The sequence below is a fragment of the Arthrobacter sp. 2RAF22 genome, assembly GCF_052115325.1.
In the GTDB taxonomy this organism is placed as follows: Bacteria; Actinomycetota; Actinomycetes; order Actinomycetales; family Micrococcaceae; genus Arthrobacter.
The window spans coordinates 224,735-246,532 of record NZ_JBFRGL010000001.1; the positions used below are offsets into that span (position 1 = coordinate 224,735).

Consider the following 21,798-nt stretch of genomic DNA (forward strand, 5'->3'; position numbering starts at 1 on the left):
TCTACTGGCCCTGTTCCTTGTATTTGGCTTCAGTGGCTGCCTTCTGCGGACGCCACCAGGACTCGTTGTCCCGGTACCAATCGATGGTGGCTTCGATTCCTGCGTCGAAGTTGGAGTATTGCGGCTGCCAGCCGAGCTCATCGCGGAGCTTGCTCGAATCGATCGCATACCGCAGGTCGTGGCCAGGCCGGTCAACGACGTGGTCGTAAGCATCGGGCGACTGACCCATGTGCTTGAGGATGAGCTCAACAACGTCTTTGTTGTTCTTCTCGCCATCGGCACCGATCAGGTAGGTTTCACCGATCCGGCCTTTTTCGATGATGGCAAGCACGGCGGAGGAGTGGTCGTTCGCGTGGATCCAGTCGCGGACGTTTTCACCCTTGCCGTAGAGCTTGGGGCGTATGCCGTCGATCACGTTGGTGATCTGGCGTGGAATGAACTTCTCCACATGCTGGTACGGCCCATAGTTGTTGGAGCAGTTGCTGATGGTCGCCTGCAGTCCGAACGATCGCACCCATGCGCGCACCAGAAGGTCGGATCCGGCTTTGGTCGAAGAGTAGGGGCTGGACGGGTTGTACGGCGTCGCTTCGGTGAACCGCTCGGGGTCGTCCAGCTCCAAGTCGCCGTACACCTCATCGGTGGAGATGTGGTGGAACCGCTTGCCGTGCTTCCGGGCAGCCTCGATGAGCGTGTACGTCCCGATGATGTTTGTATCCAGGAACGGGCGCGGGTCATGCAGCGAGTTGTCATTGTGTGATTCGGCGGCATAGTGGACCACTACGTCGCAGTCTTCAACGAGCCGATCCACAAGTTCCGCGTCCGAAATGTCACCCAGGACGAACTGGAACCGTTCCTCCGGCAGCCCCTTCAAGGAGTCCACGTTGCCGGCGTAGGTCAGATTGTCGAGAACGGTGACACTGTCCTCAGTGTGCTCCAGGACGTAGTGGACAAAATTCGAACCGATGAAGCCGGCACCGCCGGTAACCAGAAGTTTCTGCATGGGAACAGCCTACCGAACCCCAAGGTGAAGGCCGTCAAGAACCCAGGCGCACCCGGCGTAGCGCTTCGAACATCAGACGGGCGATCATCATCCGCGCTTTGATGATTTTGACCAGCGAACGCCACCCGGCGGGTGTCTGGTTGTCGTCGTGCAGGCGTCGGAGCACAGTCGATTCGTCAAGGTGGCGGATGGACCTTGCCACGTTTCCGCAAATGGCGAGCCAGAGGTCATGCGATTCGTTCACATAAGACGGGATCGGCACGAAGTAACTGAGCGCATCCCGGCGGATGCCCATGGCGCACCCGTAGTAGGCCCGGTACCCGATCAGGATCGCGAAAAGATTGGCCAGGTGCCTCCCCGAGTCGGAAGCACGAAGCCTTGGGATCCAAGGTCTCGGTCCGCCGCCGAGGACGTCGAAATTTCCTGCGACAATCTTGTGGTCGGCCAGCGCATCCAGCATGATATCCACTCGCCCGGGAATCCATACGTCATCCTGGTCGGAAAGCATGATGAATTCGCCCCGGCTCATTTTCACGGCCTGTTCAAACGTCCTGACATAGCCCTTGTTTACTGATGCACCGACAAGGCGGATCCGCGGGTCCCGAATGCCCTTCACGATCTCGGCGGTGTCATCGGGCGACGCATCGTCCACGACCACCAGTTCATCGTCGGGACCAAGATCGCGAAGAATCGAGGCAATCTGCTCCTCGATGAATCGGGATCCCTTGTAGGCCGCAAGGCAGACACTCACCCGGATCGCCTGGCCGTCCGGCGTCGTCGAATCGTTCATGACCTCCACTCTAGGCGAGTTACCAGGGCGTTAGCGGGCAGGCATCATCGCGTATCATCGTAAGGTCACGCCGTCGAGCAATAGGACCTACCAGTAATGAAACCCGTGTTGCTTCGACTCGCTGGATTCACGCTGCTTCCGCTTCTCGCACTGGTACTGCCTTTCCTCCTGCTGCCCGTCATTGCCCGTGTCGCAGGGCCGGCCGGCTGGTCAAGCATCACGTCCGGCCAGGCCATCGGAGTATTTGCCGCCACGATCATTCTGTGGAGCTGGAACATTTCCGGTCCCGTGGCCATTGCCCGGAGTCCCTCACCGCAGGCTCGCGCATCACTTTATTCAAGAAGCATCCGAACGCGCATCATCATTGCGCTCGTCGTCTTTCCGCTCATGAGCATCATCGTTGCCCTCGTAGCGCACGACGGTTACCGCCTTGACGCGATTACCATGGCGTGGGCCACTGCCCTCACCGGCTTCTCCCCGGCCTGGTTCGGTATCGGCACAGGACAACCGCGGATTCTGGCCGTCTATGACACCCTTCCCCGGTTCTGCGCAGCACTGCTCAGCGTGCCATTCATTCTTGCGACCGGCCAGATTTGGATCTATGGCGTCCTTGCACTCCTTGCCACCATTGTGGCGTCGATAGCATTCCAGCTTCGATTCGGGGAAAGCGGGACGTGGTTCCCCCGGCGCCCGGGGAATGCCATCCGTGAGATCGTTCCCGAAAGTGGGACCGCGGCAATCAATTTTGCCGGAAGCGCTTACGCCTCATCCCCCGTCCCGATAGCCACGGCGACGGTGCCGTTGGCAACGGCCACTGCCGGATTCGCCTCCGCGGACAGCATCTACCGCTTTGGCCTTTTCAGCGTGGTGGCCGTCGGGAACACTTTTCAAAGCTGGACGCTTGAGGGAAACCCCGAGGACTCCCGACGGCGCCACACAGTTGCGCTGATGACGCACCTCGCGCTCGGAGCCGCCGGAGCGCTCGGCCTGGGCCTGCTGGGTCCATGGGCTTCTGCCATCCTGTTCAGCGACGCGAATAAGGCCGATACCGCGACGTCCGTCTTCTATGGGATTTCCTTCTTCTTCCTCTCGGCTTCAACGCCCCTCATCAGGAACCTCCTCATTCCCGCCGGACGCCAAAGGACTGTCCTCTTGTGGACCGGGCTGTCGGCAGCTGCGGGAGTCGCGTTCATGGTAGTGGCCGGCTTGGCGTCAAATGTTCCGGGTGTGGCACTGGGAATGGCCATCAGCGAAGCGTTGCTCTTCTTCGGCCTCCTCCTCCCCGCGTCAAGGCTGCTGCCCGCCAAGGCGCTCCCCGTAAGTGTGGACGGGTAGGATCATCTCCGTGATTGAAAGTCCACAAAGACGAACCGCAGCGGTGATCGCCGCTTTCAACCCAGACGACGAACTGCTCACCAACGCTGAATCCATCGCGACGCAAGTAGACGAACTCATAGTCGTCGATGACTGCAGTACGTCTCCGGCGTCGGAGCAGATCTTTGACCACCTTGCCGGTAACGGAACCAAGGTACTGCGCCTGGACAACAACTCCGGAATCGCAGCCGCACTGAACCGCGGACTCGAAGAGCTGGAATCGACCAGCCGCCCGGATTTCGTGCTGACTTTCGACCAAGACTCGCTGCCGGTCCCGGATTACGTCTCAAGCGCCCTCGCCACCTATGACAGGGCCACGGCCGAAGGACAAAAAGTGGGCTTCGTGAGCGCTGAGACGTTCAGCGGGCACCAGGTGCCGGTCCTCGGAGCATCCCACGGATTTCCGGAAGCCTTCGATCCCATGCAGTCCGGTTTCTTCATCCCGATGACTACCTTGGCCGACGTCGGCAACTTCGAGTCGGGCTTTTTCATCGACTGCGTGGATTCCGAGTTCACCGCGCGAGTCCGGGCAGCCGGCTACAGCATCCTCATCGGGGCAGGTTGCGAAGTCGGGCACAGGCTCGGGGCGCGCCTCCCGGCGAAGGTGCTTGGGCGGCCCTTACGGCTCCGTGGCAACGATTTGTCCTTCAACTACTACTCGCCTTTCCGGATGTACTACATCATGCGAAACGGCACCACACTCGCCCGCAGGTACTGGCGCCGCAACCCGGCCTGGGTGATTCGGCGCATGCTGGAAGACGCGAAAGCACAGCTTCTCCGCTTCGCATTCAGCCCGGATCGACGGTACTTGGCGATCGCCGCTTGGGAGGGGCTCATCGATTCATGCCGCGGACGGCAGGGTCGCATCAGCCAGGACCTCCTCAACCGCATCCAGCCACGATGACATATAGGAGAACGATGGAAAATCATGACTCAACGCGGGTCTTGGTCATCATGCCGGCGTGGAATGAAGCCGAGTCGGTGGGCGACACCGTGCGCGAAGTCCTCGACGTCGGATGCCCTTACGACGTACTGGTCGTCAATGATGGCTCCTCCGACGCCACCGCGGAAGTTGCCGCCGAAGCCGGAGCGACAGTCTTGAACCTTCCCTTCAACCTCGGCGTCGGTGGTGCCATGCGCGCCGGCTTCAAATACGCGAAGCGCCTCGGCTACAGCCGCGTGATCCAGGTCGACGCCGACGGGCAGCATGATCCCCGGAACATCGGCGAGGTGCTCGCCGGACTGGAGCACGCCGACATCTCAATCGGCGCCCGATTCGCGGACAAAGGTGAATACAAGGTGAGCGGCCCCCGGAAATGGGCAATGCAGTTCCTCGCAAAAGTCATCTCCGGCCTTGCAAAGACGCGCCTCACGGATGTGACGTCAGGATTTCGTGCCGCCAACGACCGCGCCATCAGCCAGTATCTTGACCACTATCCCGCGGAGTACCTCGGCGACACGATTGACTCCCTGGTCGTGGCAATACGTTCCGGGTGCAAAGTGACCCAGATCCCCGTGGCCATGCGCCCGCGCCAGGGCGGAACTCCAAGCCACAATCCTGCCAAGGCAGCGGTTTATCTCGGCCGTTCCACTTTCGCACTCCTTTTCGCGCTTACCCGTAAGAGATCCGCTATTCCATCCGCATCAACAACATGGGCCCAGGAGGCATCCTAATGGGAAATCTGGCGGCCTTCCTCCTCTCGTTGGCGATCGTGGGGATCGTTTTCGAAATGCTCCGGCGCAAGAAGCTCCGCGAGAAATATGCGGCACTATGGCTCGTGGTGGGCATTGGAACTTTGGTCCTTGCCGCGTTCCCGAGTTTGCTGACAATCGTTGCCGAACTCGTTGGCGTGCAGCTTCCGTCGAACTTGCTGTTCATCATCAGCATCCTGCTGCTGCTGGGCGTCTGTTTGCACCTTTCCTGGGAGATCTCGGTCGTCGAAGATGAGACCAGGACGCTGGCTGAGGAAGTTGCGATCATGCGCACCCTCCTTGAGCGCCTCCAGGCCGCCGAGACCCAGGAGGACGACACCTCCGCTCCTTCCGGACCAAAGTAAGGAACCGAATGGCCCTTGATATCTTCATCCCCTACTGGGGGGATCCTGACTACATGCGGCAGGCAGTCGACAGCGTACTGGCACAGAATTCGGACGATTGGCTCCTGACCGTTGTGGACGACGCCTATCCGGGCGATGAGGTCCGCCGATACTTGGAAGAAATCAACGATCCACGCATCACCTATGTCCGCAAGGAAACCAACGAAGGAATTACGGCAAACTTCCGCACGTGTGTCTCCCGGGCAACGCAGGACACGCTTGTGGTCATGGGTTGCGACGACATCCTGCTCCCTAACTTCGTTGATGTCGCACTTCGCGCCCACCGGGATTTCCCGGAAGCCTGGATCATCCAGCCAGGCGTGGAAGTGATCAACGAGGCCGGGGAGAACGCCCGGCCGATTGCCGATCTTGTGAAGCAGCACCTCGTCAAGCCACACGGGTCCCGGCCCAGGGTGGTCAGCGGCGAGAAACTGGCAGTCAGCCTTCTCCATGGTGACTGGCTCTACTGGCCCTCCCTGATTTTCCGCCGGGACAAAATCGGGAACTTCGATTTCAGGGATGGTCTCCACGTCATCCAGGACCTTGGCTTGATCATCGACATGGTCTTGGCTGGAGCTGAGTTACTCATCGAGCCGGAGGTATGTTTCGCATACCGCAGGCACACCGCCAGCGCTTCCTCAAGCAAATTGCTGGACGGCTCCCGTTTTGCCGGCGAACGCGGCTACTTCGAACTTGCTGCAGAGCTCTGCAGGAAGAAGGGGTGGAGAAAGGCATCACGGGCGGCTGCATTGCGCCTGACGTCCCGGGCCCATGCTTTCTTGCTCCTGCCCAATGCCGCCTTGCACGGCAGCCCCGCGGCTGTCGGGTCCCTCCTGAGGCATACCCTTGGAAACTAGGAAGTTCGACTTGCCACCCGAAATTGATCCGTCGAAGCGGCTAAACAACGTAGCCGCGGTGGTCACCGCCTATCGTCCGACGTCGCACCTGGTCCGTAACGTCTCGTCCTTGCTGGGCCAACTCACCACCGTTGTAGTAGTCGACGACGGCGGCGGGCCCGGTTTTGATCGGATCTTCGAGGACGCGGCGGACGCCGGCGCTATGGTGCTGCGGCTCGAAGAAAACTCCGGAATCGCATCCGCGTTGAACGCGGGGATCGACTTGGCGCGCAAAGCGCCGATCGACTACATCATCACCGTCGACCAGGATTCGCTCCTGACCGCCGAATATGTCCACCGGCTAGTGGAGGCCGCCCAGTCGGCCGAGGCCGCAGGCATAACCCCGGGCCTTGTTTCCCCGGCCCGCATCCATGGCAATCCCGTGAAGAAAGCCGGTTCGAAATCCGGGATCCAGCTGGGACGGGAACCGATTCAATCCGGACTGCTGATTCCGGTTTCCACCCTGGACGCTATCGGTAACTTCTGGGATGGCCTTTTCATCGACCTCGTGGACACGGAATACTACTTCCGCGCCCTCGATGCCGGGCTTCCGACTGTACTTGCGGACGCAGAATTCGACCATTCGCTAGGAACCTTGGTAGATGCGAATATTCTGGGCAGGGACATCAAACTTCAAGATCGTCCGTTGAAAGTCCGCATTGCTGCTTCCTGGCGTTATTACTACATCTTCCGAAACAGGATTCTGGTTGGCCGGCGATACGTTAAGGCACATCCAGGATGGGTTGCCTCTGGCTTGTTTCTCGACATGAGGCACCTCGTTTTCGTGTCAGTGTTGGCACCCGGCCGCGCTGCCCGGCTCCAGTCAGCATTGAGGGGAACCATCGACGGCCTCCGCGGCCGGAGCGGAAGAGCGCACCTCGGCTAGGAGTTGAGTCGGCGGCCATTGGCCAGTCGCTGGTTTTGCCGCGGACTCGAAGGTAAGGGATGATGGGGACCATGCGTGGAATCATTCTTGCCGGTGGCACCGGCTCTCGTCTCCATCCGATTACTCACGGCATCAGCAAGCAGCTGGTCCCGGTTTACGACAAGCCGATGATCTACTACCCCCTCTCCACGCTCATTCTGGCGGGCATTCGAGACATTCTCGTCATCACCACTCCCCACGACGCAGAGCAGTTTCAACGGCTCCTTGGCGACGGTTCCCAATTCGGCGTGAACATTTCCTACGTCCAGCAGCCGTCGCCCGACGGTCTCGCCCAAGCATTTATCCTGGGTGAGGAACATATCGGAAATGAAACCGTTGCCCTCGTCCTGGGAGACAATATCTTCTACGGACAGGGCATGGGAACGCAGCTTCGGAAGCATGCGAACATCGACGGCGGTGCGGTCTTTGGTTATTGGGTGAAGGATCCCAAGGCCTACGGCGTGGTCGAATTCAATGAAGATGGCAAAGCCATTTCCTTGGAGGAAAAGCCGGAACACCCCAAATCGCACTACGCCGTTCCGGGCCTGTATTTCTATGACAACGATGTTGTGGAGATCGCCAAGAACCTCAAGCCTTCACCCCGTGGCGAGCTCGAAATCACGGACATCAACAGGACATATCTTCAGAACGAAAAGCTTCATGTCGAGATCCTTCCGCGGGGCACGGCCTGGCTCGACACCGGTACCTTCAACGACCTCAACGACGCGTCGAATTTCATTCGCACGGTAGAGAACCGCCAAGGCCTCAAGATCGGAGCTCCCGAGGAAATCGCCTGGCGCCAGGGTTTTCTTTCCGACGACGAGTTGCGGGCACGTGCCGAGCCGTTGGTCAAGAGCGGTTACGGAGCGTACCTCCACGGCCTGCTGGAAGACTAGTCCCCGCCCGTGTGGTGGTCTGTCCTTCCGCAGTTAGTCGGTGCTGCCTTATTGCTGGTTGCTCCCGGACTGCTTGTGGCACTCGGATTGCGCTATCGAGGATTTGATGCGCTAGGGCTGTCCCCTGCCCTCTCGGTAGGCGTGATTGTCCTGGCTTCGACGCTGAGCCCCTTTTTGCATGTCCGGTTCACCGTGCTTCCGGTCGCTATCGTGGCGGTCGCGCTCGGCGTCATCGCGTGGTTCGTTTCCCGGTTCCGTCCTCGCGCCGGGGAAATGCCGAGGCCGGGGCTTTGGCGGCGGTCAGCACCATTTGTGGCCTGTGCGCTCGCACTCGCGGTGGTCGGCGCCAGGGTTATGCAGGCTATCGGCGGCCCCGAGCATTTTTCGCAGACCTACGATGCGGTGTTTCACCTCAACTCCGTCAAGTACGCCCTTGATACCGGGAATGCCTCGTCCCTGACGATAGGCGACATGACCGGCGGTGGTTTCTATCCCGCAGGCTGGAACGCGGTGGCGACCTTGGTCGCCTCGACCTTCGCGCTGGACGTTCCGGTCGCCGTGAACCTCACGAGCATAGTCCTCGCGGCAGTGTTTTGGCCTCTAGGCTGCGTCTTGGCGGCCAGGTGGACCATCGGCCGTTCCTCCGCGGTTGCACTGGCGGCCGGCATAGCGTCCGCCTCGCTTGGCGCATTCCCGCTCCTGATGATGGACTTCGGTGTCCTGTACCCCAATCTGCTGTCGATCAGCATCCTGCCGGGTTCCATAGCCCTGGCTGCGGCAATTTCCAGGGTTTCCCCGGCCTGGGTGCCCCGGGACCTGTCGGCGGTCCTCGCGCTCTTGTTGAGCCTTGCGGGGCTCCTTGTGGCGCATCCGACCACCTTCATGGCCTGGCTCACATGGACGGCCCCGATGGTCGGTGTCCTTGCGTGGAAGGCCTTCAAGCTCCGGAGACGGGGTTTGCTGCGTCTTGGGAGGGCCAGGTTCATGGTCCCCTTGATCGGCTATTGCGTTGTATTCCTCATCCTCTGGATCGTCCTCAGGCCACCGTCGGACGCTTCATTCTGGGGCCCGTACCATACGGTCCCGCAAGCTCTCGGCGAAGCCATTGTTTTCTCTCCGTTGGATTTGCCTGCCGCCTGGCTGGTGGCACCGGTGGCGCTCCTGGGCCTTTGGGCGGCGCTGGGGCGGATTCGGTACAAATGGCTCGCAGGAGTTTTCCTGATTTTCACGGTGCTGTTTGTGGTTGTGTCCGGCTTCCCCATTTCCAGGGTCCGTAGTATTTTGACGGGCGTCTGGTACAACGACAGCTACCGTATTGCAGCACTGTTGCCCCTTGTCGCTGTCTTGCTTGCTGCCGTGGGCGTCGAGTGGATCTGCCACAACCCATACCTTTCGCAACTGTTCAAGCGGGTTTTCCGTCGAAGCGGCCCAGGGATCCGCCGGTCCGGTCTCCGGAATGCACTTCAATACGCCTTGGCTGCCGTTCTCGTCGCCGTTGCCGTCGTCGTCGGACAAGTGGGCGGAGTGAACAAGGAAGTGGAGCAAGCGGCGTCAAAGTACGCCTTGTCGGCGGACTCCCCTTTGGTTTCGAGCGACGAGCTGGCAATCTTCCAAAGACTGCACAATGACGTCCCGCAAGACGCGATCTTGATCGGGAATCCCTACACCGGAGCGGCTCTTTCGTATGCCCTCGGTGATCGCAAGTCTGCTCAGCTCCATATCCTTAGCTATGTTTCGCCTGATCTCCAAGAGATCTACGACCACTTGGATGCAGTCTCAAAGGACCCCGCGGTGTGCAGGGCTGTTCGGAGCGAGCATTCCTATTACGTCCTTGACTTCGGATTGCTGGAAGTCCATGGAGGCAACCACACTCCGGCTGGTTTGGCCCGCTTGGACCAAAACCCCGGAGTTCAGCTCGTAGACAGCCAGGGAAATGCGAAGCTCTACAAGATAACCGCCTGCTGAGCCAGCTGAGAAGGCGCACTGTCCAGTTGGTGTCCTCAGGTGTCGGAAGCGGTATCCAGGCCGGCCTTGGCGGGTTGGCCGGCCCTTCGCTAGTCCCGCGCCCCTGGGCTAGTCCGCCGAGCGGCGCCGGAGTTCCCGGACGACGTCATGCACTTCGCCGTCCATGATGATCTCGCCGTGCTCCAGGAGCACACCACGCTTGCACACCGAGGCGACCAGATCCAAGTCGTGGCTCACTACGAACAGCGTCTTGCCGGCCGCTGCCAATTCGTTGATCTTGGTGATGCATTTGCGTTGGAACGGTTCGTCGCCCACGGCAAGGATCTCGTCGATGAGGAAGACCTCCGGGTCCGTGTGAACCGCGATCGAGAAAGCCAACTTCAGGTACATGCCCGATGAATAGAACTTGACCTCGGTGTCGATGAACTCTCCGATTTCGGAGAACTCCACAATCGAGTCGAACATTTCATCGATCTGGTTTTGGCTCATCCCAAGGATGGCCCCGTTGAGGTACACGTTGTCGCGCCCGCTGAGGTCGTGGTGGAAACCGGCTCCGACTTCGATCAGTCCAGCGACTCTTCCCCTTGTATGCACGGTACCCTCGTCCGGCTGGAGCACGCCCGAAATGAGCTTCAAGAGAGTTGACTTGCCTGAGCCATTAAGCCCGAGCAACGCCACGGTTTCGCCTTGTTCGACATCCAGCGAAACGTCCTTCAGCGCATCGAACTTCTTCGAAAGGTCCCCTTTACGCCCCGTCAGCAACCAGACAATTGCTTCTTTCATGCTGCGGGTGTGCCGGAGCACGAACTTCTTCCGCAAATTCCGGCAGGTGATCGCCACCCTGTCGGAAACTTCCGCGGGTACAGTCATTTCAGAGCTCCTGGGCAAAGTGGACAGACAACTTCATGAAGACGAGCTGGCCGATCACGAGGACGAGTGCAGCGACGCCAAAGGCAGAGGGGAACCAGACGGTGAGCAGGTCCGGCGGCATGGAAATCGACCCGGATTGCGCAGCGCTCAGCGTCGGGGACCAAAATGCCCAGTGGAAGATTTCGACGGCGACTGTGACCGGATTCAGCTGGTACAAAAAGAACCAGGGACCCATGACGCGCTGCACCATCGGCCACACGTAAAGGACCGGTGAGGCCCACGTGACGATCATGAGGATCATATCCACGATGTTCTCGGAGTCGCGGAAGTAGACGTTGGCGGCACCGAAAAGGAGGCCAAGGCCGGTGGAAAGAATCGCTGTCAGCACAAACGCCCCGACGACTGCCAGCAATTGCCAGACCGAGGGACTCCAACCGGTCAAGAGGCAGGCTCCGAGCAAGACCACTACCTGGGGAAGCAAATGGGCTGCGGAAACCCACACGGTCGAGACGGGGAACAGCTCCCGGGGCAGGTAGATCTTACGGATAAGGTCTCGGTTGTCCACAATCGAACGGGTCGCGTTGCCCAGCGACTCCGTGAAGAAATTGACCAGCACAATTCCTGCAAACAGATAGATCGCGTAGTTGGGGGTTCCGCGCTGCATGTCGAGGAAGACGCCGAGAGCGACGAAGTAGATCAAGAACTGCATCAGCGGCTTCACGTAGGACCACAGGAGTCCCAAGACGGAGCCGCGATAGCGGATCTTGATCTCCTTGCGCACCAGTAATTGCAGCAGGAACTTGTGTTTGTAGACGTCGACGATGCCGCGGCCGCGGCCCGGTTGGACCAAGTCGGTCACGGGCTGTGCCATCTAGTGGCCTTCCTCGTCGGCCAAGCCAAACGTCTTCTTCCAAGCTTCCATGGAGGTGATCTCCGGCAGGGCCTTGCGGTACTGCTCCGAGAGCTCCTCCCACTGGCGGTAGAGATTGGCGTGGAGCTTTCCTGCTTCCGCCAGCATGGACTTGAGCTTGTCAGGATCGCGTTTGTACCAGGAAGCCGCGGTGCCATCGGCGTTCGAAACCACAACGCTGTCATAGTGCGCCAAGCGGAACCATCTGTTGTCCCGGTGTGCCAGGAAGCCCTGCGGCCGCTCTGCCGATTCCGCGGCCGGCTTCTTCACCAACTGGCGCGCAACCGTGGTGACACCCCATTTAACGAGGTCCTTCTTGTTGGGAAGTCCAATGGGATTGAGACCGGAGGGACCGCGGCCCAATGCCGGGGCTGGAAAATCATCGACGTTCTCGCGCATCTCCGCGTCGGGATAGTCGGACTTCAACGCATTGATCTCGCCGAGCTTCGTGGCGAGATTGCCGTGCAGATGCGCGGGCCCGAGGAAGAGATCCTTGAGGGCATCGAGGCGTGAATGTTCGGTGAAGTACTGCATCGAAACCAAGTGCTTCACATCGGCTTGGAACGACTCCCGGATAACGCGGCCACCCTTCTTATAGGGGCTGTAGATGAGCGTGGTGATCAGGCGGTTCCGGCCATGGAAATAGGCTTGCCATCCGACCAGGTCGTCCTTGTCGATCCAGGAGACATGCCAGACGGCCGCGCCGGGCAAGGAAACCGTGGCAAAACCGGCTTCACGGGCGCGAAGTCCGTATTCGGCGTCGTCCCACTTGATAAAGACGGGAAGCGACAGCCCGATCTCGCGGATGATTTCCGTCGGGATCATGCACAGCCACCAGCCGTTGTAGTCGACGTCGACGCGCCGGTGCAGCCACGGCGTCTGCCGAAGGTTCGCAACGCTGAAGTCGTGCCTCATCTCCATGTCCGCATGGGGCATGGCCGGCACGAATCGATAGGGGTCCACCACTTCACCAAAGGTGTGGAGAACGCTGCGGCTGTAGAGGTCGAACATGTGACCGCCGACGATAGTCGGCTTCCGGCAATGGTCCGAGAACGTCAGCAGGCGCGCGATACTCTCCGGTTCGATCACGACGTCGTCGTCCAACAGGAGCGCGTAGTCGCTGCCGTTCTCCACGGCCTCGTACATGCCGCGGGAGAAGCCACCCGAGCCGCCGAGATTGGCTTGGTTGATGATCCGCAGCTTGTCACCGAGGGCGGACTTCACTTCGGCAAAGCCTGGCTGCTCGGCAACCTTTTGGGTTCCTTGGTCCACGATGAGGATTTCCTGGACGTGTTCCAGCACCTCGGGATGCTCCGAGAGGATCCTGGCGTTGTTCAGGCAGAAGTCCGGCTTGTTCATGGTGGTGATCTCGAGGGTCACCTTGCCGGGGTTGCCCTCGCGCTCCGCGCCTTGCCATTCCGCTGAATCGAGCGTCAGTTCCTCACGGCTGGAGGCCAGATCGAACCAGTACCACCCGCCGTCGCCGAAGGGCTTGAGGGAGAGTTCGAATTCGGTGACAGCGGCGCCCTCGACCCTCGCACCATCAACACGCTGGAGAGTGCCCCGCGCGTTCGACTTGTAGACCGTGACTGTACCGTGGCCCGTTGTACGGACAACAAGGCGGACCATTTGAAGGTCCGTCCAGCGGCGCCAGTAGCTCGCGGGAAACGCGTTGAAGTACGTTCCGAAGGAAAGCTGCTCTCCCGCGCGGAGCCTTACGGAACTCCTGGAGAGGACGTCTTCAAAATGGACCTCTTCGCCGCCCGAACTGACGAAGTGAAGTTTCTCCTCGGTCGACTTGGGGTTCCTGGCGAATTCGTCGTTCTCGCGGAGGCGGATACCGTTCGCTGGTCCGGCGTCGACGTACAACGCTGTGGTGTCCAGCTGGTCATCAGCGGGCAGGATAACCCGCTGCAATACTTGCATCTTGATTTCGCTGCTCACGCGTCTACTCCTCCACTTTCAATTGCCGCGCCGCTTTCGAAGTGCGGACGAATCCTGTTTTCAAACATCGACAGCGCCGAACCGATGGCCATGTGCATATCGAGGTACTTGTAGGTGCCAAGACGCCCGCCGAAGAGTACATTCTCTTCCGCCGCCGCCAAATCCCGGTACTTGAGCAGCTTCTCCCTGTCGAGTGCCGTGTTGACCGGGTAGTACGGTTCGTCGCCCTTTTCCGCGAATCGAGAGAACTCACGCATGATCACGGTCTTCTCCGTCTGGTATTCGCGCTCGGGGTGGAAATGCCGCGGCTCGATGATCCTGGTGAACGGGACGTCGTCGTCGTTGTAGTTCACAACGGAGGTCCCCTGGAAGTCGCCCATGTCCAGGACTTCCTCTTCGAAATCGATGGTGCGCCAGGACAGGTCTCCGGCGACGAAGTCGAAGTAGCGGTCCACCGGGCCCGTGTAGACGACGGGAATCTTGCCGACAACCTTGTCCTTCGAATACTCATGGGAGTTGTCGAAGAAGTCCGTGTTCAGCCGCACTTCGATGTTCGGATGCTCGGCCATCTTCTCGACCCACGCGGTGTATCCGTTGGTCGGAAGGCCCTCGTACTTGTCGTTGAAGTAGCGGTTGTCGTAGTTATAGCGGACGGGAAGCCGGGAAATGATCCCTGCCGGCAGGTCCTTGGGGTCCGTCTGCCACTGCTTGCCGGTGTAGTGCTTGATGAAGGCCTCGTAGAGTGGACGGCCGATCAGCTGGATGCCCTTGTCGTTGAGGTTCTGCGGATCGGTTCCCGCAAGTTCGCCAGCCTGCTCCTGAATGAGTGCCCGCGCCTCGCCGGGCTTCAGGTTGGCCCTGAAGAACTGGTTGATCGTTGCCAGGTTGATGGGCAGGGAGTAGACCTCGCCCTTGTGGACGCCGTACACCTTGTGCACGTAATTGGTGAAGGTAGTGAACCGGTTGACGTATTCCCAAACCCGTTCATTCGAGGTGTGGAACAGATGCGCACCATACCGGTGCACCTCGATGCCCGTTTGCTCTTCCATTTCGCTGTATGCGTTGCCTCCGACGTGGTGCCGGCGGTCGATGACAACAACCTTCAAGCCCAGCTCGGTGGCTGCCTGTTCTGCGATTGTCAGGCCAAAAAAGCCCGACCCGACAATGACGAGGTCAGCGGTCACAAAATCTCCTGGTTCGAATATGGGCAGCCCAATGGTGTGCATTGGCTGCAGGTCAAGCCTACCCGAGATGGCGCGCCCGGTTTTCGAGCCGGCCCCTCCCCGGGCGAACGAGTGCCACGTTTTCCACATAGGCCAACTGCCCAAGAACACCCGGTGCTCAGCACAAATATCGTGGGAGAACAGCAGACGCGCGAACCGAAGGAGCGGACACAATGACATTCCATTGCACCCTTGTCCGGGCCCCGGGGGCGTTACGGCAAAGTGAGCCCATCGAACTGACCATGGCCGCGGGAAACGGCACACCCGGCGCCGTCGTCGAGGCCGCAGTCGCGGCTGAGTTCGGAACCGGAAAACTCGCGGTCGATGGACTGCCCCTCGGCGGCCTCACCGTTGGTTCGGCGCCGCTCATCTCGGGAGCTGTGTTGGTGGACGGGGCCGGTCAGGAGGCGCGGGACACCCGTGACGGCAATCGGAGTCCGGCAGCGTTGTCCTTGCTGGTGCATGCCGGACCAGCCGCGGGCCTGGTCATACCGTTGGAACGGGGCACTTACACGATTGGCCGGAGCAACGCTGATATCTGCCTCCCGGATCCCGATGTTTCCCGGGTTCACGCCGTCCTCACGATCTCCGAAACAGCCGTCACCATAAGCGACACGGGGAGCGCGAACGGAACAGTGGTGGATGGACGCAAAGTCCGCTCCGCCCACCTCTCAACCGCTTCCAGGATTCGATGTGGTGGCTCGGTCATGTCAATAGTCTTCGGCGACGATGAGCATGGAGCGGAGTCGCTGGGGACCGCAGGCCTGGGCGTCGCCGAGCCGATCCTGGTTCCCCGGCGCCATGATGCCGGCAACCGAACGCAACTTCTCCTCACGGCCGGGCTCCCCGTCCTGCTGGGAGTCGGAATGGCACTTGCCACCGGCATGTGGATGTTCCTCGGATTCACCGCAATTTCGGCCATCGCGATTCTTGTCCCGGCAATTTCGGGAAAACGCGAGCGCCGCCTTCTGGCTGCCGCGATCGCGGCGGCCGTCGAACAGGATCGGGCCAGACGACGGCGGTGTTCACCATCCGCCGCTGAGCTCGCCTTTGCCGTCAGCTCAGCAGCCTGCCTCCCCACGGAACACGGACGAAGGCAGTTGACACCGCCAAGAACCAGCACAACGCAAGGAACCGGCACGGTTAAGGGAGCCCGTACGAAGCAAGCCTCGGGCGCAACGCAAGGAACGGCGGGCTGCCGCGATGTCTGGCTCCGGCTCGGCACCAGTCCGCAGAATGCCCGCGTTGCGCTCGATCCCGCGGACCCGGGCTTTCAGCCACCGCATTTAGGCCCGGTTCCGGTAGTTCTGGATCCCTCCCTGCAAACCGTTTCCCTCTCGGGACCCGAAGCCAAGGTGCAAGGAATGTTCAGATTCCTACTCATGCAACTGGCCGCCTTTCCGGGCGCAAGCAACGTCCCCGTCCTCATACACGGAGCGATGACCCACTTGCCGTCAAGTGCCCGGTTCCTCCCCCGCGTCACCTTGACCACGGACTCCTCTTCAGCCGCAACTGTTCTTTCCGCGCCCACGGACAGACCGGGAGCACTGTTTCTGGTGGGGCCGGAACGTGATCCCACCATCGGCGCACTCCGGGCGGCGGCGATCGAGTCCGGATGGAGAGTCTTCCAACGTTCCGCAGGCGGGGACGAAAGCAGTTGCGCGGTCGAACTGTGGAGCAATGGCGCAATCCTCCGCTCGTGTCTATCGGAAACGGAATTTGACCCTGACCTTGTACCGCACCTTGTCTTCGACCGCTACTGTCGGTCATTGGCGAGATTGCCCGGCTCGGCGGCAGAAGGGGCGCCGCTTGTCCCCTCTTGTTGCCAACTTGCCGAATTGCTTCCGCCAGAGCCTTCAAGCATCGCGGACCGCTGGAGCACTTCTTCAGTACGCGGAGGGCTGTCTGCGGTCATCGGGCAAGGAACCGACGGACCCCGGTCGTTGGACCTGGTTTCAGACGGCCCGCATCTCCTCGTTGCTGGAACTACGGGATCGGGAAAGTCAGAGCTTCTGCGCACGATAGTGTCCGCAATCTCGCTGACCCACAGCCCGGACAGGGTCAACTTCCTGTTTGTTGATTTCAAAGGAGGTTCGGGCCTCGGGCCGTTGCTCGACCTTCCGCAATGCGTCGGAATGCTGACGGACCTCAGCGAACACGAGCTCGAACGTACCCTCTCCTCCCTCCGGGCCGAGGTTCGGATGCGGGAAGCGACCCTTTCGAAGGCCGGGGTCCCTGATTTGCCTGCATATTGGGCCAAAGCCGGCGGAACCGGGGGCGGGGGCGAGTCGGGACGAAGGAGCCGGTTTCCAATACTGCCCCGTCTTGTACTTGTAATCGACGAATTCAGGATGCTCATTGAAGACGCCCCCGATGCCTTGGCCGAATTGATGCGGATCGCCACGGTAGGACGGTCTCTGGGCATTCACTTGATCATGGCTACACAACGTCCACAGGGTGCCCTGAGTGCGGACATCCGGGCCAACGTGACTACCAGCATTGCCCTTCGCGTCCAATCAGAAATGGAATCCCGGGACATCATCAACTCACCGGCGGCGGCATCGATTCCGGTGTCTCGACCTGGCCGGGCATATATGGTTCGCGGAGGGGAGGATGCCGAGCCCTTTCAGTCGGCAACTCTTGCGGGCAGCGAAAAGGCCCCGGCGCTCACAAAGGCCGTTGCATTGCCGACAACGGGGTCGCTCCGCTTCGGCGGTTGGTCTGAAACAGCCGACGCAGCGATTCAGGGGGCGATCGCGACGCCAGCAGAAGCCGCCCGTTCCATTATTAAGGCGATCAACCAGGTTTGGGACGTCCGCGGGCGTTCAGCACCCCGGAGACCCGTTGCACATCCGCTTCCAGAATCCGTTCCCTTTCACGAATCCCCCGGCATAGCGGCAATCACGGGAAAGCGCGCGGCAAGCGGATCGCCGGCAGGGCCGACAGCCTACCTTGGCTTGGCAGACTTGCCGGCGCAACAACGAGTTGCCGGCTTGTACTGGACTCCGCTCGTCCACGGGAATCTTGGACTCGTTGGTCCTCCTGGGAGTGGAGTCGACGATACCTGTAAGGCGGCAGCGGCGCAGCTTGTTGGAAGTGCCGAGGAACTCCATCTCTATATCCTCGACGGCGACGGTTCGTACACCGACGTGGCAGCCCAGGGACGAGTGGCGGCCGTCGTCTCCTCCACCGACAGCAGGAGGGGAGTCCGCATCCTGGAGAGGCTCGCGGCTGAGATGTCGTCGCGGCAATCCCCGGGAACCGCCGGGCAGGTCCCGCTTCTGCTGGTTATCTCGAACTGGGGTTCGTGGGTCTCCGAGTTGCGCGCCGGAGCGCTGGCCTGGGCAGAAGACGTTGTTCATGCGATCGTCCGCGATGGACCAAAGGCAGGAGTGGCTGTTCTTGTCACCGGCGATCGCGAACTGACAGCGTCACGCATGTTCGCGTCAATCCCCAACCGCGCCTTCTTTCCCACCGGGACAACGGAAGAAGGGCGCTTGGCGTGGCCGCGTTTCGTGGCTATGAAGCCTCTGACAGGCCGGGCGGTCGTGAGTGGCAACCTGCTTGACGTCGACACGGCAGTCGCGCAGCTCGTGGCGCCCCCTCCAGGCGTGGCCTGGCCATACGGCGTGCCCCCGGAGCCCGCACGGCGCCCATTCCGGGTGGATCCCCTGCCGCAGTTCATCCGGGCTTCGGATCTCGCTGCCCTTAGCCGAACCGAAACCGCTGCCCTTTCCCGCGCTCGCGCGCAGGGGTCGGTACTCCTCGGGGTTGGAGGGGACGAACACGAACCTGCTTGGATCACACTGCCGCGCCCAGGCATCCTCCTCGCCCTTGGCACTCCCGGTTCCGGCAAGTCCTCGTTGCTCACCGCGTTGGCCATGCTCAATCCAGGCCATCATTGGTGGGCGCCACCCGAAGGGACCGATCCTGATGCCTGTTGGGCTGCATTCCACCGGGATGCGCGCCGCAGGCTCGTGGGAGCAGAAGTCATCCCCCTCGTGGACGACGTCGATCGCCTCAGCAGCGAAACCGCCGTCCTCCTGGCTGAACTTCCCGGCATGGGCTTCTCAGTCGTGGCGACTGCGGGAAGCCCAGCCCTCATGCAACGGACGCCGCTTGCTTCCCTGGCCGGAAACCACGGAACCGGACTTCTCCTTGGCAATGCGCCGCCTGCCGCTGCGGATTTCTTCGGCGTGCGCATCGCCGCCGAACAAGCGCCGCCACCGGGTCGTGCTGTCCTCATTGAGAATGGACGAACACGCTCCCTCCAGATCGCCGCTCCGGGTTAGGAAGCCGTACCAAAGCGAAAACAGCTAGAGGGCGGCGCGGGATCCGCCCGCCCGGGAAGCAAAGGCAACCACCCGCTTGTCGAACAAAAAGACGATCGCGGCCAAAGCCGGCACCACCATGGCCAGGCCGGCGAGAACCAGGCCTCCGGTCATGGTGGGAAACCCGATGGTCAGGGCGAACAGCTGGGCAACCAACGCCGGTGCCCGGGTCCAACGGTAGCCACGGAACAGGAAGTGTCCCACGGCAAACAACAATGCAGAAAAGGCCAGCAGAAGGCCCAAAGTAAATACGGCTCCCCAGAATGAGGCCACCGGAGCCCCTGTCACGAGCTCGTATATATACAGCGCCCCGGCGATCAATAGTGCGAGGGCTTCCAGCACAACCACAATCGAAATAACAACGATTCCTGCAGGACGCGGTCCTCCGCCGATTGCCCGGCCTAAGTTATCGCGGCTGGTCCCCTGGCCGTCGTCGCCGGGCGCTGCTGGGTGATGGTGGGGGTTCAGAGGGGGTCTTGACACACTGGCACACTACCGGACATAGTCGAATACCTGTGAGTAGGCCGGTATCCAATGTGATGCATCGCTCACGGTTTCAAACGCTTGAACCCCTTGTTTACATGGCGTTAACATGACACGCTTGACTCAGACGACCAAGGGGGCCCAATGGGTCCCCTTTCCTATGAAGCCTCTCGTGAATATTTTCACAAAAGGCTTAACTAGTACTCACGAATGGAGTGACTGATCAGCATGGATTGGCGTAACCGCGCAGCCTGCCTTGACAAGGACCCGGAGCTTTTCTTCCCCGTAGGCAACACCGGCCCTGCGCTTCTCCAGATCGAGGAAGCGAAGAGTGTCTGCCGCCGCTGTCCCGTCGTGGACACATGCCTTCAGTGGGCCCTTGAGTCGGGTCAGGACGCTGGCGTCTGGGGCGGAATGAGCGAGGACGAGCGACGTGCACTCAAGCGCCGCGCCGCCCGCGCCCGCCGCGCTTCCTAAGCGACTCGGCCCGCAAAACACAACGCCTGAGGCAAAGAGAACACACGAAGATGGCCCGGACTGATAAGTCCGGGCCATCTTCGCATTTCTGACCGCGGTCAGAGACAGAGCGCGTCGCCAGCGGACGGCGTCAGCTCCGGACGAGGTTCAGGACGATCTCGACGGCGGTGCCGCCGCCGTCGCGCGGCCGCCACTGGATGCTGCCACCCAATTCGCTCGTGACGAGCGTCCGCACAATCTGAAGGCCTAGACCTTCCGTGTATGACCCCTCGGGCAGCCCGACGCCATCATCGGCGATCGTCACCGTGAGGAGTTCATCGCCGCGCTCCCCCGTGGACCGATCGGCCATGAGCCAAACCGTTCCGGCCCGTCCTTCAAGGCCGTGCTCCACCGCATTCGTCACGAGCTCATTGATGACAAGAGCAAGGGGCGTGGCAAAGTCGCTCGGCAACTCGCCGAACAGGCCCGCGCGCTCGGTCCGGACGTGCTGCGAAGGGGACGCTACTTCTGCGGAGAGCCGGAACTGGCGTCCAATGAGTTCATCGAAATCAACGCTCTGCGTGAGGCCTTGCGAAAGTGTCTCGTGAACCAAGGCAATCGTCGCCACTCGCCGCATTGCCTGCTCCAGGCCTTGCTTCGCCTCATCGCTGACCATCCGTCGCGACTGCATGCGCAGCAAAGCCGCCACCGTCTGCAGGTTGTTTTTGACGCGGTGGTGGATTTCACGAATTGTCGCGTCCTTGGTCACCAGCTCGAGCTCACGGCGTCGCAGTTCGGACACGTCGCGGCACAGCACCAAGGCTCCGAAGCGATGCTTCTCGTCACGCAACGGAATCGCGCGCAACGACAAGCTGACACCGCGGGACTCGATCTCGCTCCTCCAGGGCATCCGACCCGTGACGACCAGCGGCAATGTCTCGTCCACCATCCGCCGGTCCTTGAGGAGTCCTGCGGTTACTTCCGCAAGGGACCGTCCTTCCAAGGTTTCCACCTCGCCGAGGCGACGGAAGGCGGAGACACCGTTTGGACTCGCATACTGGACGATCCCGTCGGCGTCGAGCCTTATCAGGCCGTCACCCACGCGGGGAGCGCCACGGCGGGAACCCGTCGGTGAAGCGAAATCCGGCCAGAGTCCCAGCGTTCCCATCCGGAGCAGATCGTAGGCGCATTGCCGATAGGTGAGCTCCAGGCGGGAAGGCATCCGCGAACTGGAAAGGTCCATATGCGACGTGACGACGGCAAGGGTCCGTCCGTTCCTGACCATGGGAACCGCCTCGACGCGCAGGGCCATCTCGCTGCTCCAGCTCGTTTCGCTGGAGCGTTCGATGGAACGGCTGGACCACGCTTTGTCGACTATCGGTCGCAGATCCGAGCGGATGCCTTCCCCGACGAAGTCCGCATGAAACACCGTGTGGCTCGTCGACGGCCTCACGTGAGCAAGCGCGATGTAACCGAATTCAGGATGCGGAAACCATAGGGCCAAGTCCGCGAACGCCAGGTCGGCGACCATCTGCCAGTCGCCGACCAGGAGGTGCAGCCATTCGGCATCTCCAGGCCCGAAATCAGCGTGCTCCCTGATGGGGTCTGTAAAGATTGCCACTGCACCTCCATATAACGC

General features: G+C 61.0%; 18 protein-coding genes. 10 read left to right on the forward strand and 8 right to left on the reverse strand.

Annotated elements, in window-relative coordinates; translation table 11 throughout:
• Window position 1 precedes the first annotated feature (1 nt).
• Together rfbB and AB4068_RS00995 are read right to left on the reverse strand one after the other, a co-directional pair.
• The gene (gene rfbB, locus AB4068_RS00990; RefSeq protein ID WP_441432477.1) at window positions 2-1,000 is read right to left on the reverse strand and encodes a dTDP-glucose 4,6-dehydratase; all 999 of its coding nucleotides are present in this window, start codon (window positions 998-1,000) and stop codon (window positions 2-4) included.
• 34 nt (window positions 1,001-1,034) lie between these two features.
• The gene (locus tag AB4068_RS00995; RefSeq protein WP_441432478.1) at window positions 1,035-1,790 is read right to left on the reverse strand and encodes a glycosyltransferase; all 756 of its coding nucleotides are present in this window, start codon (window positions 1,788-1,790) and stop codon (window positions 1,035-1,037) included.
• A 96-nt stretch (window positions 1,791-1,886) separates the two neighbouring features.
• On the opposite strand from AB4068_RS00995, the gene AB4068_RS01000 reads away from it, so the two are divergent.
• From AB4068_RS01000 to AB4068_RS01035, 8 genes are all read left to right on the forward strand, one after another.
• Window positions 1,887-3,125 (forward strand): polysaccharide biosynthesis protein, encoded by a 1,239-nt coding sequence (locus AB4068_RS01000; protein WP_306961023.1) that lies wholly within the window; start codon window positions 1,887-1,889, stop codon window positions 3,123-3,125.
• Window positions 3,126-3,135: 10 nt separating this feature from the next.
• Complete coding sequence (locus AB4068_RS01005) at window positions 3,136-4,068, forward strand: glycosyltransferase (protein ID WP_284988464.1); 933 nt, start codon at window positions 3,136-3,138, stop codon at window positions 4,066-4,068.
• A 14-nt stretch (window positions 4,069-4,082) separates the two neighbouring features.
• A complete protein-coding gene (locus tag AB4068_RS01010) occupies window positions 4,083-4,838 on the forward strand; it encodes a glycosyltransferase family 2 protein (protein WP_284988465.1) in 756 nt (251 codons plus the stop codon).
• Window positions 4,838-5,221, forward strand: coding sequence for a DUF2304 domain-containing protein (locus AB4068_RS01015; protein ID WP_059387560.1), 384 nt, complete (start codon window positions 4,838-4,840; stop codon window positions 5,219-5,221). Before AB4068_RS01010 ends, AB4068_RS01015 begins: the two co-directional genes overlap by 1 nt.
• Before the next feature lie 8 nt (window positions 5,222-5,229).
• A complete protein-coding gene (locus AB4068_RS01020; protein WP_059387559.1) occupies window positions 5,230-6,117 on the forward strand; it encodes a glycosyltransferase in 888 nt (295 codons plus the stop codon).
• A 10-nt stretch (window positions 6,118-6,127) separates the two neighbouring features.
• Window positions 6,128-7,042 (forward strand): glycosyltransferase, encoded by a 915-nt coding sequence (locus AB4068_RS01025; RefSeq protein ID WP_306961026.1) that lies wholly within the window; start codon window positions 6,128-6,130, stop codon window positions 7,040-7,042.
• Between the two features lie 71 nt (window positions 7,043-7,113).
• Entirely contained in the window at window positions 7,114-7,977 is an 864-nt protein-coding gene (gene rfbA / locus AB4068_RS01030) for a glucose-1-phosphate thymidylyltransferase RfbA (protein WP_059387568.1), read from the forward strand.
• Between the two features lie 9 nt (window positions 7,978-7,986).
• A complete protein-coding gene (locus AB4068_RS01035) occupies window positions 7,987-9,942 on the forward strand; it encodes a DUF6541 family protein (protein ID WP_441432479.1) in 1,956 nt (651 codons plus the stop codon).
• A 108-nt stretch (window positions 9,943-10,050) separates the two neighbouring features.
• Here the strand turns inward: AB4068_RS01035 and AB4068_RS01040 are convergent, their stop codons facing one another.
• Genes AB4068_RS01040 through glf form a run of 4 tightly spaced genes read right to left on the reverse strand, consistent with a single transcriptional unit; the run spans window position 10,051 to window position 14,850 of the window.
• Window positions 10,051-10,812 (reverse strand): ABC transporter ATP-binding protein, encoded by a 762-nt coding sequence (locus AB4068_RS01040; protein WP_059387557.1) that lies wholly within the window; start codon window positions 10,810-10,812, stop codon window positions 10,051-10,053.
• A gap of 1 nt (window position 10,813) precedes the next feature.
• The gene (locus AB4068_RS01045; RefSeq protein ID WP_059387556.1) at window positions 10,814-11,683 is read right to left on the reverse strand and encodes an ABC transporter permease; all 870 of its coding nucleotides are present in this window, start codon (window positions 11,681-11,683) and stop codon (window positions 10,814-10,816) included.
• Complete coding sequence (locus tag AB4068_RS01050) at window positions 11,684-13,648, reverse strand: glycosyltransferase (RefSeq protein WP_059387567.1); 1,965 nt, start codon at window positions 13,646-13,648, stop codon at window positions 11,684-11,686. It lies immediately after the preceding gene.
• A gap of 14 nt (window positions 13,649-13,662) precedes the next feature.
• Window positions 13,663-14,850, reverse strand: coding sequence for a UDP-galactopyranose mutase (glf, locus tag AB4068_RS01055; RefSeq protein WP_059387555.1), 1,188 nt, complete (start codon window positions 14,848-14,850; stop codon window positions 13,663-13,665).
• Between the two features lie 212 nt (window positions 14,851-15,062).
• Here glf and AB4068_RS01060 point away from each other — a divergent pair, with 212 nt between their 5' ends.
• Window positions 15,063-19,181: an FtsK/SpoIIIE domain-containing protein gene (locus AB4068_RS01060; RefSeq protein ID WP_441432480.1), complete on the forward strand. Its 4,119-nt coding sequence runs from the start codon at window positions 15,063-15,065 to the stop codon at window positions 19,179-19,181.
• Between the two features lie 24 nt (window positions 19,182-19,205).
• On the opposite strand, the gene AB4068_RS01065 is transcribed toward AB4068_RS01060, so the two are convergent.
• Window positions 19,206-19,613 (reverse strand): hypothetical protein, encoded by a 408-nt coding sequence (locus AB4068_RS01065; RefSeq protein ID WP_253257159.1) that lies wholly within the window; start codon window positions 19,611-19,613, stop codon window positions 19,206-19,208.
• A 318-nt stretch (window positions 19,614-19,931) separates the two neighbouring features.
• On the opposite strand from AB4068_RS01065, the gene AB4068_RS01070 reads away from it, so the two are divergent.
• Window positions 19,932-20,180, forward strand: a complete 249-nt coding sequence (locus AB4068_RS01070) for a WhiB family transcriptional regulator (RefSeq protein ID WP_003804966.1) — start codon at window positions 19,932-19,934, stop codon at window positions 20,178-20,180.
• A gap of 130 nt (window positions 20,181-20,310) precedes the next feature.
• Here AB4068_RS01070 and AB4068_RS01075 read toward each other — a convergent pair whose 3' ends face one another.
• Window positions 20,311-21,780 carry a sensor histidine kinase gene (locus AB4068_RS01075; RefSeq protein ID WP_236811889.1) on the reverse strand — a complete coding sequence of 490 codons (1,470 nt, stop codon included), beginning with the start codon at window positions 21,778-21,780 and terminating at the stop codon, window positions 20,311-20,313.
• Window positions 21,781-21,798: the final 18 nt, after the last annotated feature.

Excerpts from the sequence above, each read along its gene's own strand:
- rfbB (WP_441432477.1), bottom strand. The coding sequence starts at position 1,000 with ATGCAGAAACTTCTGGTTACCGGCGGTGCCGGCTTCATCGGTTCGAAT.
- AB4068_RS00995 (WP_441432478.1), bottom strand. The coding sequence starts at position 1,790 with ATGAACGATTCGACGACGCCGGACGGCCAGGCGATCCGGGTGAGTGTC.
- AB4068_RS01000 (WP_306961023.1), top strand. The coding sequence starts at position 1,887 with ATGAAACCCGTGTTGCTTCGACTCGCTGGATTCACGCTGCTTCCGCTT.
- AB4068_RS01010 (WP_284988465.1), top strand. The coding sequence starts at position 4,083 with ATGGAAAATCATGACTCAACGCGGGTCTTGGTCATCATGCCGGCGTGG.
- AB4068_RS01015 (WP_059387560.1), top strand. The coding sequence starts at position 4,838 with ATGGGAAATCTGGCGGCCTTCCTCCTCTCGTTGGCGATCGTGGGGATC.
- AB4068_RS01020 (WP_059387559.1), top strand. The coding sequence starts at position 5,230 with ATGGCCCTTGATATCTTCATCCCCTACTGGGGGGATCCTGACTACATG.
- rfbA (WP_059387568.1), top strand. The coding sequence starts at position 7,114 with ATGCGTGGAATCATTCTTGCCGGTGGCACCGGCTCTCGTCTCCATCCG.
- AB4068_RS01040 (WP_059387557.1), bottom strand. The coding sequence starts at position 10,812 with ATGACTGTACCCGCGGAAGTTTCCGACAGGGTGGCGATCACCTGCCGG.
- AB4068_RS01045 (WP_059387556.1), bottom strand. The coding sequence starts at position 11,683 with ATGGCACAGCCCGTGACCGACTTGGTCCAACCGGGCCGCGGCCGCGGC.
- AB4068_RS01050 (WP_059387567.1), bottom strand. The coding sequence starts at position 13,648 with ATGCAAGTATTGCAGCGGGTTATCCTGCCCGCTGATGACCAGCTGGAC.
- AB4068_RS01060 (WP_441432480.1), top strand. The coding sequence starts at position 15,063 with ATGACATTCCATTGCACCCTTGTCCGGGCCCCGGGGGCGTTACGGCAA.
- AB4068_RS01070 (WP_003804966.1), top strand. The coding sequence starts at position 19,932 with ATGGATTGGCGTAACCGCGCAGCCTGCCTTGACAAGGACCCGGAGCTT.